The organism is Furfurilactobacillus milii (genome assembly GCF_021654115.1).
GTDB lineage: Bacteria > Bacillota > Bacilli > Lactobacillales > Lactobacillaceae > Furfurilactobacillus > Furfurilactobacillus milii.
In genome coordinates, this window is the sequence record NZ_JAIWJF010000007.1 from 1 (window position 1) to 13,240 (window position 13,240).

General features: G+C 42.5%; 13 protein-coding genes. 7 read left to right on the forward strand and 6 right to left on the reverse strand.

Annotated features, from left to right (window positions below):
- Positions 1-154: 154 nt before the first annotated feature.
- A complete protein-coding gene (locus tag LDK34_RS09025; RefSeq protein ID WP_161002363.1) occupies positions 155-856 on the reverse strand; it encodes an ABC transporter ATP-binding protein in 702 nt (233 codons plus the stop codon).
- Between the two features lie 57 nt (positions 857-913).
- On the reverse strand, positions 914-1,978 hold the full coding sequence (locus LDK34_RS09030; RefSeq protein WP_236941733.1) for an ABC transporter permease: 1,065 nt from the start codon (positions 1,976-1,978) through the stop codon (positions 914-916).
- Positions 1,979-2,169: 191 nt separating this feature from the next.
- Between LDK34_RS09030 and LDK34_RS09035 the strand changes: the two genes are divergently transcribed.
- Positions 2,170-2,403 carry a hypothetical protein gene (locus LDK34_RS09035; protein WP_017263007.1) on the forward strand — a complete coding sequence of 78 codons (234 nt, stop codon included), beginning with the start codon at positions 2,170-2,172 and terminating at the stop codon, positions 2,401-2,403.
- A gap of 243 nt (positions 2,404-2,646) precedes the next feature.
- Entirely contained in the window at positions 2,647-3,633 is a 987-nt protein-coding gene (locus LDK34_RS09040; protein WP_236941734.1) for an aldo/keto reductase, read from the forward strand.
- Between the two features lie 79 nt (positions 3,634-3,712).
- On the opposite strand, the gene LDK34_RS09045 is transcribed toward LDK34_RS09040, so the two are convergent.
- From LDK34_RS09045 to LDK34_RS09055, 3 genes are all read right to left on the reverse strand, one after another.
- Positions 3,713-4,207, reverse strand: coding sequence for a GNAT family N-acetyltransferase (locus LDK34_RS09045; protein ID WP_236941735.1), 495 nt, complete (start codon positions 4,205-4,207; stop codon positions 3,713-3,715).
- Positions 4,208-4,339: 132 nt separating this feature from the next.
- Positions 4,340-5,752 (reverse strand): DASS family sodium-coupled anion symporter, encoded by a 1,413-nt coding sequence (locus tag LDK34_RS09050; protein WP_236941736.1) that lies wholly within the window; start codon positions 5,750-5,752, stop codon positions 4,340-4,342.
- Between the two features lie 3 nt (positions 5,753-5,755).
- Positions 5,756-6,136: a PaaI family thioesterase gene (locus LDK34_RS09055; RefSeq protein ID WP_236941737.1), complete on the reverse strand. Its 381-nt coding sequence runs from the start codon at positions 6,134-6,136 to the stop codon at positions 5,756-5,758.
- A gap of 48 nt (positions 6,137-6,184) precedes the next feature.
- Between LDK34_RS09055 and menB the strand changes: the two genes are divergently transcribed.
- The 5 genes from menB (at position 6,185) to LDK34_RS09080 (ending at position 12,026) form a co-directional block, all read left to right on the forward strand.
- Complete coding sequence (gene menB / locus LDK34_RS09060; protein ID WP_236941738.1) at positions 6,185-7,009, forward strand: 1,4-dihydroxy-2-naphthoyl-CoA synthase; 825 nt, start codon at positions 6,185-6,187, stop codon at positions 7,007-7,009.
- A gap of 50 nt (positions 7,010-7,059) precedes the next feature.
- A complete protein-coding gene (gene menE / locus LDK34_RS09065) occupies positions 7,060-8,484 on the forward strand; it encodes an o-succinylbenzoate--CoA ligase (protein WP_236941739.1) in 1,425 nt (474 codons plus the stop codon).
- Positions 8,485-8,890: 406 nt separating this feature from the next.
- Complete coding sequence (locus LDK34_RS09070) at positions 8,891-9,178, forward strand: Mor transcription activator family protein (protein ID WP_236941740.1); 288 nt, start codon at positions 8,891-8,893, stop codon at positions 9,176-9,178.
- Between the two features lie 37 nt (positions 9,179-9,215).
- Positions 9,216-11,633 carry a mucin-binding protein gene (locus LDK34_RS09075; protein ID WP_236941741.1) on the forward strand — a complete coding sequence of 806 codons (2,418 nt, stop codon included), beginning with the start codon at positions 9,216-9,218 and terminating at the stop codon, positions 11,631-11,633.
- A 36-nt stretch (positions 11,634-11,669) separates the two neighbouring features.
- The gene (locus tag LDK34_RS09080) at positions 11,670-12,026 is read left to right on the forward strand and encodes a helix-turn-helix domain-containing protein (RefSeq protein ID WP_236941742.1); all 357 of its coding nucleotides are present in this window, start codon (positions 11,670-11,672) and stop codon (positions 12,024-12,026) included.
- A gap of 226 nt (positions 12,027-12,252) precedes the next feature.
- Here LDK34_RS09080 and LDK34_RS09085 read toward each other — a convergent pair whose 3' ends face one another.
- Positions 12,253-13,209, reverse strand: a complete 957-nt coding sequence (locus LDK34_RS09085) for a helix-turn-helix transcriptional regulator (RefSeq protein WP_236941743.1) — start codon at positions 13,207-13,209, stop codon at positions 12,253-12,255.
- Between the last annotated feature and the right edge of the window lie 31 nt (positions 13,210-13,240).

Sequence of the window (13,240 nt, forward strand, 5' to 3'; positions counted from 1 at the left end):
CTAGAGAAGTGCTGCTTTTACCGGTCAGGTACTCAGTGACCACCTTTGTACGAAACTCGAAAGTGAATTTAGACATAGTAAAACCCCCAAGGTTGAATTTGTTGTCCAACCTTGGGGGTTCACTTCACATTGATCTTCCGCAACATACGATTTTTTAATTCTGTGATTCGACAGCTTCTTTGTTCTCAAGCTTTTGCATTTTACCATCGTCGATTTGATACACGACATCGCTTTTAGTAATCAACCGTTCATCATGGGTTACCATGATAATCGCTTTATTTAAGTCATGAGCCTCGCTAACCAAACGATCAACGACGTCAAACGAACGGGTCGAGTCCAAGCTGGCCGTTGGTTCGTCAGCTAGGATAATGTCAGGTTCGTGATATAGCGCTTTAGCGATTGCGACACGCTGGCGTTCACCACCGGACAGTGCGTTTGGATAGGCATCATCTAGGTTCTTCAAATCTAGTCTATCCAGTAATTGACGCATTTCCTTTTCTTGAAATTTTTGGTGGGCCAAACGGTCAATGAGCTTAAACTGTTCAGAGACTGTTAGATAAGGAATCAAGTTTGAACTTTGTAGAATAAAGCCGACATGATCAAATCTGTATTGTAGACGCTGCTTTTCTGTCTGGGTGGCTAGGTCTGTGCCATTTAGCAAAACTTTACCACTTGTCGGTGTTTGTAGTCCGGCCGCGATGGTCAAAAACGTACTCTTACCAGATCCTGATGGCCCGATGATTGAAACAAATTGGCCCTGCTGGATTTCGAAATTCACATCACTAAGTGCGTTGACTGCGGTATGGCCGCTCCCAAAACGTTTTGATACGTTAACAAGTTCCATTACGTTTGCCATGTTTTTTCTCCTTTACGTCTTGTTAGTGCTCAGCTTCTCTTGGGCTTCGGCATCACTCTATTTAATTGCCGTGACTGGGTTAATTTTGGCAATTGTGCGCCAGGATAGTAAGGAACCCAGAATTGAGGCGAGAATTAATGACACAGCATAAATGCCGAGTTGTGGGTAGTTTAGTGCAAACGGCATACCGGTTGGTGCGATGGCACCGATGCCAATCGTGATCAATAATCCGACGGCAACACTGATCACGCTCATAACGGCAGCCTGTGTTACAACACTAGCCAGAATGTGGCGTGTGCCAATTCCCTCAACCTTCAGAACGCCGAACAATGACTGCTTTTGTAAGGTTAGAACATACATAAATATCCCGATAATGGCCAGTGACATCGCGAACAGGAAGTAGATCATGGTGTTTAAAGTTGTTTGTTCAGCACTGTAACCAGGCAGATTTTGAATGAAATCATTGATAGGCAGCCGTTGCAAATTGTGTTTGTTCGCAGATAACTGGCTGTCTTTGGTGATAATTGCATTGATGCCGAGCGGCTTTGTGACAGGCGTGCCAGCAGCCTTAATTTTGGCCAATGTTGCCAAATTCATATACATGGTTGGGGCAATACTGTATGTGCTCTTACCGTAACTGCCGACAACGGTTAATTTGGTGTCATTTGAGCCCAAACGAACCTTGTCACCAATCTTAATCCCTTGATCCTTCAAGTTTTGTGAAATGATGATTTGATTATCACGCTGGACTTTATGGCCGCTAGTAACCTTAGGCATAATAAAGCTGTTGTTGGCAGTTCCCAACGCGGAAATGTCGATTTTATTATTACTCCCAACTTTGCGAACGACGGTACTATCAAGTGCAATGTTTGCAACCTGTTTACCCTTAACATCGTTAGTTGCATCGGTGGTTAACTGTGATGCCATGATGTTTTTATTAGCGTCTTTGTTCAAATAAACGTATTTAGCTTGCCATTGATCGACTGCTAAACGGTTCCCTTGAGAGAGACCACCAGCCAGTCCGGCTAGAATGAAGACAACAAGCGCAATCAGAACCATCACACCAGTTAACAGACTATAGCGTAGCTTTTCATAGCGCATTTCTTTTAGCCCTAAATACATGATGATTTCTCCTTTTTTCCGTAGATTTATTTTCATTTATCAAGTGATAAATAAGATTATCACCAATTGTACGCTTTTTCCTAAGAAATGCAATTTGAGCGCTTTTTCTATTATGATTTGGTACGCGAAATAATTGTTTTAATTTAACCTAAAATATTTTTCCTGCTATAATGTTGTTGGAGGTGGAGTCCATGACAACGATTTATGTGGCACCAAATGTGAAGCAGCAAAGCGTTGAATTGTCCGATGGCAGTCGTGGTGAAGTTGAGGCAGAAACTGAGGGCGCTGGTCAAACCCGATACAGTTTCGATTTTAATTATCATTTGCACCCCAGTTTTTGGGTTGATCGTCCGTTAAAGAACGGTATGACAGTAAATGTGCAAACGTTGGACGGGCCTGAAAAGTTTCAAATTGAATTACGTTGATTGTTTTATATATTTATTGGGTCGAGCGTACGTGATTATATATAAGATTGGCAACAAATCTGCTTTAAGTAGCAGGTTAAATGAAAGAGCATCAATTCACTGATATCACAGCGGTTGATGCTCTTTTATAGTGAGCTGAGTTTGTTTGAAAACGTTTGCAATAAAAATAGGTAAAAGCCTATAATTAACAACAGTATAACCGCGTCAAATCGGCGTTGGTCGCAATTTAAGTGGAGGCAGAGTATGTATTTAGCAAACGAACATCGGTATGAACAGATGATGTATCGGCGAGCAGGTAAGAGTGGCTTGAAATTATCCGTTCTCGGTCTCGGATTCTGGCACAATTTTGGTAGTGTGGACGAGTATGAGACCCAAAAGCAGATCGTCCGAACGGCGTTTGATGCAGGCATAACCTATTTCGATTTGGCGAATAATTATGGTCCAGTAGCAGGCAGTGCTGAAACAAACTTTGGCCACTTGATGGATGAAGACTTAAAACCCTATCGTGATGAACTGGTTATTGCCAGTAAGGCTGGACATCGTATGTGGGATGGCCCTTACGGTGACGATGGTTCGATGAAGAATATTTTAGCAAGTGCCGATCAGAGCCTTCAACGTATGCACTTGGATTACGTGGACATTTTTTATTCACATCGCCCGGACCCTGACACACCGGTTGAAGAAACGGCGTATGCCTTAGATAAGCTGGTACGGGAGGGCAAAGCCTTATACATCGGGATTTCGAAATACAATCCAGAGCAGACGGCTGCCATTGAGGCAGTCTTTGACGATTTACACACACCATACATTGTCCATCAAGATCGTTACAATCTGTTTGACCGCCACATTGAAGATGGTTTGCTAGACAAGTTGGCGACCGACCAAACGGGACTAGTTACATTTAGCTCGTTAGCGCAGGGCTTGCTGACGGATCGTTACCTGAACGGCATTCCTGAAGACTCACGTGCACATCGGTCCACGAGTCCGTTTTTGCATGAGGATCAGGTCGAGCAAACACTGAGTACGGTTAAACGGTTGAATGAGATCGCTCAACAGCGAGATCAATCGCTGGCAGATATGGCAATTGCCTGGTTATTGCATCATCAACAAGTCACAAGCGTGCTGATTGGGGCTAGTCGTCCGGAACAACTTAGAGACAACTTGGGTGCCTTAAAACACTTAGACTTTAGCGATGACGAACTGACTGCCATTGATGCAACTTTGAAATGATTTTGGATAGTGTAAAAAACGTTTGAACTGATGACTCTATTTTAGAAGCCATTACGTTCAAACGCCTTTTTATTATGCATTAATAGTGACGACCCAAAATGATCAGGTCGCGAGGAGTGCCTGCCATATTAGCGATTTTTGGCAAATGTCCCCACTCTTCATAACCAAACTTATGAAACAAATGCAGGCTGGCTGCGTTGGAGTCGAAAATGTAAGCCACTACGCTGGTGAAATGAAAGTTGGCAATCTGTCGTGCTAGTAACGACATCACCTGACTACCATAGCCGTGACCAGTCGTTTGTTGATCTAAGTAAATCGAAATCTCGGTCGTATGAGCATACCCACCGCGCCCATAGAAAGGTGACAGGCTGACCCAGCCAATGATGTTATCGTCATCTTTAACCATCCAAATGGGATAACTGTCTGGTTGGTGCGCTTCGAACCATGACTGACGATTATCAATGGTCACGGGCACTAAATCAGCAGTCACGGCATGGCTGGGGATGCTTTGATTATAGATGCTAACAATAGTTGGAAGATCGGATTGGTTTGCAATTGTTAGGGTAAGGGACATGTGAAAGACTCCAATATGAATTTAAAAGTTTAATTAATTACTAGCAGTATAATCCTAACGGCCTCAAATAAAATCTGATAATTGCAAATGTAATAAGGTTTAGTATTGAGGGCCGATTTTTTGACCGTGTTTTTACCACAGACCAAGAACTTTCCACCACAATACGCCAATAACACCGTAAATTAGAATGTTACTGAGGGACACGAGAAAGCCAATACGCCACCATTCCTTTTGTGATAGAAAACCAGTGGAAAAGTAAATAGAAGCCGTTCCTGTACCGTAATGCGTAGTTCCTGGCGACAGACAAGTTAGTAATCCTAACAGCATAGTTGCCACAATCGGGCGTACACCGAGTGAAACAAGGATCAGAGCAAACGGAATGAAAAATGTTTGTACGTGAATCAATACGCTGGTAAGCAGGTAGTGAACGTAAAAGTATAGTAGAACTAATAAAACAATGGCAAGGCCAACATTGATACCATGAACGCTATTTGTTAGTGTCAGCTTGATCCAGTTGACTACGCCAGTTTTGTTTAAGTATTCGGTGACGCCAATTAATGGTGCCAACCATAGAAAGATATTCCAACCTTGCTTTTCATGCAGAACATCATCAATTGTGAGAATCCGCAAGATGAGTAAAACGGTTAGCCCAAACATGGCAATTAACGTGTTATCGAGTCCAGTTAGCGCTGACGTTGCCCAGAGTACAACAACCGCAAGAAAGACGATGACCATCTTCACTTCGTTTGCCGAAATCTGCTTCATATTTGATAAGGACTTAATGGCCGTCTGACGAACTGAGGTTAAATCGGTGTGTTTTGGATGATGCAGTTTGAAAATTAGTAACGGTGTGACGATGACCGCTAAAATAGTCGGCACGCTTGCATAGATAAACCACTGCAACCACGAAATCTTGATGTGAAATGTACTGGCGGCGAGGCTAGCTACCAGCGGGTTTGTGGCCATTGAGGTGAAGAATAAACCACCAATGATAAGGTTCAGGTGAAAGGTAACTAATGTTAAATATGAGCTCACCGTAGCGGTGTTGGAATCTTTGACATCGTGCAAAGCACCGGTTAAGGATTGATTAATTGGAAAAAGAATGCCAGCGCCACGAGCATTTGTATTAGGAATAACTGGTGCGAGAATCAGATCACATAGAGCCATGACATAAGCCAGACTAATCGGATTGTGCCCAAAATGGCTAATTAAGAAATAGGCCATGCGGTTGCCGAGATTAGTTTTACGAAAACCGATAGCCATGAAAAAGGCAAATAACACTAACCAAACAGGCGGTGCGCCAAAGAAGGATAGAATAACAGGCATCGCCATTGTTTTAGTGAGCCCTAGCAAGGTCATCATTGTAAGTGACAATACAGAAAGTGGTGCCACGTTAAGAACACAACCTGCGAGAAAGAACAGCACAATTAAAAAGCTGTTCCAACCGACCATTTGAACATGTGCTGGGGCTGGCATGAACCATAACGCCAGTAGCCCTAAGCAGAGAATGGTAAAAATACTAATTGAGATTTTCTTGGCTCGCATATTCTAGTCACCTTCCTTTTTGTGTTTTGATTTGATTGCGAGCGTGACCGTGGCTGAACTAGTTAGCGTATCACCTAACTTGATGTCGACTTGCCAGGTTTGCATGGTGTGACCGATAAATAGTGGTGTCGCAGTGGCCACTAATGTGCCTGTTTGTGCTGCGTGAAAATGATGAACATTAATGTCAACACCGACAGGGACGTGCGCACCATCTACAGTTGCCAAAGCGCCGCGACTGGCTGCCTCTTCTGCTAGAATGGCATTGATACCGCCGTGGACGATGCCGAAGGGCTGCTTCAGGGCATCGCTAATGGGGAGTGCTAGAATAACTTTAGTTGCAGATGCGGTTTGAATGTGAATTCCAAACGTGTCAGTAAGGGACATTTGATTACCTCGATTTCTAAAATATGTAAATTTAGGAGAATAAGATTTATGACAAGTGTTAGTGATTTTAAAACAGTAAAAGAATATGACGAAATTTTGTTTGAAGAAGCGGGTCACATTGCTAAGATTACCATGAATCGTCCGGAAAGGCGGAATGCTTTTACGCCGAAAACGGTATCTGAAATGATTGATGCTTTTACTATTTGTCGAGACGATGCGAATGTTGGTGTCATTATTTTAACTGGTGCTGGCGATTTGGCCTTTTCTTCCGGCGGTGATCAAGGTGTGCGTGGTAATGGTGGCTATGTGGGGGATGACAATGTTCCTCGACTGAATGTTCTTGACCTACAGCATCTGATTCGAATTATTCCTAAGCCAGTTGTTGCCATGGTTCGTGGCTGGTCCGTTGGCGGTGGTAATGTTTTGCAGCTAGTGTGCGATTTAACGATTGCAGCTGACAATGCTAAGTTTGGTCAAACAGGGCCAAAGGTAGGCAGCTTCGATGCCGGTTATGGTTCAGGATTGCTTTCACGTGTTATTGGTCAGAAACGTGCGAAAGAAGTTTGGTTCCTTGGACATTTCTATACGGCTGATGAGGCGTTGCAGATGGGCTGGATCAATAAAGTAGTACCACTAAAGGATGTTGAGACTGAAACACTGAAGTGGTGTGACGAAATGTTGACTAAATCACCAACCGCATTGCGGTTCATTAAAGCTGCCATGAACGCTGACACGGATGGATTGGCTGGACTCCAACAATTCGGTGGGGATGCGACAATGCTGTTTTATGAGTCCGACGAAGCAAAAGAAGGTCGCGATGCGTTTAATGAAAAGCGAAAACCAGACTTTGACAAGTTCCCTAAATTTCCATAAATAGCAGGCGTTAACGGCATACGCTATAGTACCGAGTTGAAGGAGAAATGATGGATAACTGGATTCTAAAGCGAGCGATGCTGACACCTGATCGAGTGGCCGTAACAGATGGCAGTGAGAACTATACCTATAATGACCTATTAGAGATTACCAAAAAATTGGGAACACAGTTAAGTTACTTAGGCGCGTTTGCTAAGAAACGGATTGCAATTCTTACTAATAACACCGTGACGGGTTATTTAATGGCCATGACACTGTTATTACATGGAAAAACAATTGTCTGGTTGAATAAGCGACTGACAGACAAAGAGTTAAATCAACAGTTGGCGGATGCTGATGTTGACTGTTGTCTTCAAGAAGATAGTTTGGCTCGACCCTTGTCAGTGAGGGATAGCCTAACATTTGACCAAGTAACTAATTGTTCAGAAGCGAAAGATGCACTGATTCCGGCAGAGTTTGAAAATGACCAGGTTGTCAGTGTCATGTTCACATCTGGTAGTACAGGGAAGCCCAAGGGTGTTCAGCAAACGGTGCTTAACCACTATACGTCAACTATCAGTGTGACAAATAACCTAGGCTTGTCCGTCAACGATGAGTGGCTGTGCGCTGTGCCAATATTTCATATCAGTGGATTCTCTATTATGATGCGCGGAATCTTACTAGGTGTGACGGTTCGCCTTATAGATCGCTTTGACGCTGAAAAGGTGGCACATATTCTGCAAGACGAACCCATCAGTTGGATGTCCGTCGTGCCAACAATGTTGAAACCATTAGTATCGTTATATGAGGTTGATAAAGTACCATATTCAAAAGCCTTCAAAGGATTCATCCTCGGTGGTGAAAAGACTTCGGGAACGTTGATTAATCGCTGTCACGAACTAGGTCTTACGGTCATTCGTTCATACGGGATGACCGAAACCTGTTCACAAATTGTTGCCTCTGGGTATGAAGATGTTGATTCACGTTTTCAGTCAGTCGGGAAACCATTTTTCTCGACACAACTCCGATTGAGCGAAGACAATTCTGAAATTCTCCTTAAGACGCCAGCACTCACCATTGGTTATCTGAATCAACCAGATTTATTTCAGCAAAAGTTAACGGCCGATGGCTGGTATAAAACGGGGGATGTTGGTCATTTTGATGATGCTCAATATCTATATGTAGATGGTCGTTTGGACAACATGATTATTTCTGGTGGTGAGCATGTCTTTCCTGAAGAAGTCGAACGTGCTTACTCTGAGGTGAGTGAAATCGATGAAATGGCCGTTACGAGTGAACCAGATTCTAAGTGGGGTGCGGTGCCTGTGGCTTATGTCGTAGATCATGATGGTCGTGTCGATATTGATTCTTTAAAAGAGTTTGGTCGGCAGCATTTGGCCCACTATAAGGTGCCGGTGAAGTTTTATCAAGTTGACGCGTTACCTAAGACGAGTACCGGTAAGATTAGACGGTTTATGTTGGGAGACCATCACTAAAACCCAAAAATATGTATGTCTTGAACAGATACTTCGACTGTTGAAAATCGATGTACAAAGTATCTTTTGTATTTCAACTTTTAGAACTTAACGTAAAAGACAGATTGAGAATTTATTCTCAATCTGTTTTTTTGTGTTAAAGGGCTTTGTATTTGTTAAAGCATATTTTAACGAAAATCGATATTTTGATGTGTATTAGGAATCATCTAAACAGCGTTACAAACTTATGATTTACCATTATTTTAATAGTCCATCAATTATTCGTATCACAAATAAATCTATTAGTAAAATAATATTTATATGCATAGTTGCGTGCAACTATGCATATAACAATGAATACGGTCGGTTTTTTAAATGTTTTAACGACCTTGATATTATATAAAAGTAATGATGAGGAGGGCTTGCTATGGCCGGCCACAACGTTGATAGAGGCGCATTGCAAGAGACGTATGCCAGAATTGCCGACGAAATTGGAGTAGAGGCAATGATGAAGGTTTACGACCTTTGTAAAGGGGAACAGATTTCCTTTCCACTGCATGTTTATGGACGTGAAAAAGTAATTATCGCAGTTAAGCGAGATTATAACGGACATAATTTGCGGTTTCTAGCGGATTACTATGGTTATTCAAGACGCTGGATTAGGGAAATCCTACGAAGTAATAATTTATTGAAATCTAACGATAAATTTGAATAAGCTATCTTTTGGATTTTTTGTTTATGAGGGTGGGTACATGCGGAAAAACGAATTTAGAATCACTAAAACAGTACATAATAATGGTAAACGATGGACAGTGATAGCTGCAACAGCGCTGACTGTGATTGGCACTGGCACAGCTATTGTCCATGCTGATGAACAGCAAACAACTTCGAGCACACCCGAGATAACAAATGGCAGTGAGGCAGCATTAGCAGGTTCGCAGGTCACACTCAGTGCGCCGACAAGTCAGTCTTCAGCTGTTTCAGTTGAGAGTCAGGTAGCATCTATTAGCACTGCGTCGTCAGCAAGTCAGCCAGCATCTGTTAGTACGTCTTCGTCGGCCACACAGACGCCACCTTCAGCGACCGTGCCTAACACATTTGATTTTTTGGCCACTGATGATTCAAAAAAAACGGGTACTACATCATCCACTTCGAATATTGCAAACAGTAGTGCCACTAGTGAACAAGCCACCACTGCGAATGCCAGTAACGCAGGGGAAGTTGTTGCCAATAATACACAGTCAGCTGTTCCAAATTCGGTGAAGCCGGAACCAGGTGTCACTAGTCCACTGACTGAAATCACTGACCTTGGCGAGGCGGATGACATTGTGACGGATACGGCAAAGCTAGTTGCTGGTGTGATTTATCAACAGACAGGTCTCCCTCAAAAAATCACCCGAGTTGGCGTGCCATTGGTTGCGTCTGGCACGGCAGTGGTACCACCAACGGACACGACGACAAACACAGTTACGTTTGCAAATCCGCCTTCCTATAAAGCGTACGCATGGTTAGACCCAGATTCAAATCATTTTACGTTTAGCCAAACAGCAATTAACGACGGCGGACTAATCGTGGTGTCAACAGATCGAACGGGCAACGGTACTGTTTATGTACATGAACTATCGCCAAAGACTTACCACGATGATGTGACTTACACGGTCAAAGCGGGTCAATCCGTTACATCAGCAAAGTATGGTTTTACCTATAATAACCAAAATTACGGTCTGACCTTATTGAATGGGCAGCATTACAGCACGTTCATGATAACAAATAGCGATGGTGTCAACCGCGAATCGGATCATGTTATGTGGGTACCAAGACTTGTTAATGTCACGACGAATTTTGTGAATGAGTCCGGCCAGGCGATTAAACCGAAGTCTGTACAACAAGGCTTAAGCTGGCAACAATACACAGACAAGCCACCTATGATTAGCGGCTATACATTGGACACAACAAAGCTGCCTAAAGTTCAATCGGGTCAATTGTCATTGTTTGGAAAAGGTTGGTCTGGGACTTTGGACTACGGTAGCGGGGTTTCAGCGACGTATGTTCAATTAACGGACGAAGGCGATGTCGATGTGACAGTAACAGATGAGCATCTGTTTGATAACACGAAGACTAAAACACCGACAACGACGCAGGTCTTTCATTTGAAAGCCGGCGATTATACCTGGCAGATATATAACTATAAAGATATTAATGGTGCAGGTGGGCAAATTGCTATAGAAAATCCAGCATACGGGGCACCGGCCGTCGTGACTTACGTTTATTTTTCAAACTATTCGATCAAAAATCATAAGACAGTCAATGAAACAATCAATTATGTGGATGAGCAAGGAACAGTCGTTGCACCACAGAAAAAAGCAACAGCGATTGATTTCTTAACAGTTCACGACTCATCTACAAATAAAGATACAGTTTATTATTCAACAACACAGTCCGCAGCAACCGCCACAATTGACCCAGCAACTGGTAAGCCAGTAGGAGACGGTTGGCAATCTGATGGTGCTAGTTTTGCGGCCGTGCCAGATCCTACCGTTACTGGATATTACGTGCTCAGTACTAATGCGTTGCACTCAGGATTAACCGAGACTGCCGCACAGAACGTGGATAGCACCAGTAGTGATTTAGTTTATAAAGTTGTTTATGCGAAAGCTGCTGTGACACCACCTAGCACGCCAAAGACGCCTGAAACGCCTTTTACACCACAACATCCCGAAACGCCGGTACCCTTTTTTGTTAACACGCCAACACCAATAGAGCCAGTGAATCCGGTGCCAAATAACGTGACGCCGAAGATACCCTCTGTATTGACGCCGCTCACATTCAACACGCCTTCGGTACCAAGCAATCCGGTAGCGTCAACGCCTGGTAAGATAGTGCCACAGCAACAATCAATTATGCCAAAACCTATCTCAAACGTACCTGATAATATATTGCCTGTGTTTGGACCAATCGCCGTTTCAAACGTATCAGAGATGGCGTCTGTTCATAGTGCTCGGGCACCTCGTAAAACCGTATCTGTAGTATCAGCAAAGGTCCCACAAAAATTACAACACGCGGCACGATTACCACACACAGACGAACAAAGGGAAACCGGTCTAGTGGCGTTAGGCCTTACTTTGTTGAGCGTGATGGGTTTGACGGCGGGTTATAGGAGAAGGCATTGATAGAAATTGAAGATGTCGGGTTTATGGGGCAATCATATGGATAATGCAGAATTAAAAGAAGAAATTAGATCACTGATAAAGTTGCAAACACGTAGCCGCAACATCAATAAAGAACTGCTCGCAACGGCAGGTTTCGATTTGGTCACGATATATGTGCTGTATCGTATCGATGAAGCACAAAGTAGCAACTTTATTAAAGACTTGGCAACAGAACTAGATGTTAGTCGGTCTTCCCTCTCTATCCGTTTTAGTCATTTAATGAAGAGCGGTTTGATTACTGCAGAACCAACGGTTGAAGATAGGCGTCATGAAAAGCTGATACTGACGAGAAAAGGACGAATGTGTTTGGCAAAGTTCGCTGATGCTGTGCATCGTGTATACGTCAGTGTGTGAGGGTCAGGAGGACACAGTCACAGTATTTTGATAAAATCCTTGATGAGTGAGGTTGTCTTATTTGCTTAGATAGCTTTTGTACGAATTTTTAAGACACAAATATGAAAAAAAGGTTGTATCATGGTTCCTACAAAAATAGCGCCGATGATCTGAATTTTCGAATTCGAATCATCGGCGCTGTTTGTTGTTATGATAAAAAAGTTAAGAGATTAAAATCGATTATAAATTACTCCCTCTTTTCATATTTATGAAGCATGGCGCGAAGTTCATCCCTTATCTCATCGCGCAATTTTGTCGGTTTTAAAACGTTGACCAAATTGCCTTGACTAAGTAACCACATCTTAGCGCCGGTATCGTATGTTTTTGCTTCAATCAGAACGCAATGACGAACTGAATCTCTTTTTTTTACAACGGAGTTTGGAAAACGATCTAAAGCAGCTTCAACAATGCCAGAAAACTCAAAGAGAAGAGTGATTGTCTGACCAGGTTGCATATATTGAATCTGTTGGCGTAACTTACCATCTTCGAATCTGTCAGCATAGTTTTGAGTTATTTTCTTGTTAATCTGATGATAATCCTTTATTCGATCAGCTCGAAAGAAGCGATTACCTTTTCCCTGAGGATTAAATGCAATTATATAAAAATAGTATTCGGAAAAAATGACGGATTCCGGCAGGATAATATATGTTTTATATTCACCATGTTGACGTTGATAAGTTATTTGGATTGCTTGTTTTTTAATAATAAACTGGCTAAATTGCCAAATTGTTCGTAGAAGTGGTTGATCATGATGGACTGGAAGATAGTAGAAACTTTCATTTTGAATAATCGGTCGAATTTCATGCTGTTCTTCAGGCGTTGCAAGATTCAATAAGCCGCTCACTGTCGTTTTCATTTCTTTGCTCGTCAAAGATCGACTAGCCAATAATGTTTTGATAATGACTAAAATAGATTGTTTTGAAATGCTATCTTGGTCTGTCTCTAAAACATAACCGTTTAGGCCTCGCTTGTACTGCATTTGGTAGAAAAGCTGTTGATCATCAATGAACTGACGAATTTGACTAAAGTCTCTTTGAATAACACGTGCGTTGACATTAAATCGTTTAACTAAATCTTGTTTGTGGATCACTAGACCACTTAATAATTGTTGAAAAATAAATAATTGTCGGTATGCGGCATTCAATATGTACACCGTCCTTGAAGCGACTTGAATT

Coding starts and splice junctions, on each gene's coding strand:
- LDK34_RS09025 (WP_161002363.1), bottom strand. CDS start 856: ATGGCAAACGTAATGGAACTTGTTAACGTATCAAAACGTTTTGGGAGC.
- LDK34_RS09030 (WP_236941733.1), bottom strand. CDS start 1,978: ATGTATTTAGGGCTAAAAGAAATGCGCTATGAAAAGCTACGCTATAGT.
- LDK34_RS09035 (WP_017263007.1), top strand. CDS start 2,170: ATGACAACGATTTATGTGGCACCAAATGTGAAGCAGCAAAGCGTTGAA.
- LDK34_RS09040 (WP_236941734.1), top strand. CDS start 2,647: ATGTATTTAGCAAACGAACATCGGTATGAACAGATGATGTATCGGCGA.
- LDK34_RS09045 (WP_236941735.1), bottom strand. CDS start 4,207: ATGTCCCTTACCCTAACAATTGCAAACCAATCCGATCTTCCAACTATT.
- LDK34_RS09050 (WP_236941736.1), bottom strand. CDS start 5,752: ATGCGAGCCAAGAAAATCTCAATTAGTATTTTTACCATTCTCTGCTTA.
- LDK34_RS09055 (WP_236941737.1), bottom strand. CDS start 6,136: ATGTCCCTTACTGACACGTTTGGAATTCACATTCAAACCGCATCTGCA.
- menB (WP_236941738.1), top strand. CDS start 6,185: ATGACAAGTGTTAGTGATTTTAAAACAGTAAAAGAATATGACGAAATT.
- menE (WP_236941739.1), top strand. CDS start 7,060: ATGGATAACTGGATTCTAAAGCGAGCGATGCTGACACCTGATCGAGTG.
- LDK34_RS09070 (WP_236941740.1), top strand. CDS start 8,891: ATGGCCGGCCACAACGTTGATAGAGGCGCATTGCAAGAGACGTATGCC.
- LDK34_RS09075 (WP_236941741.1), top strand. CDS start 9,216: ATGCGGAAAAACGAATTTAGAATCACTAAAACAGTACATAATAATGGT.
- LDK34_RS09080 (WP_236941742.1), top strand. CDS start 11,670: ATGGATAATGCAGAATTAAAAGAAGAAATTAGATCACTGATAAAGTTG.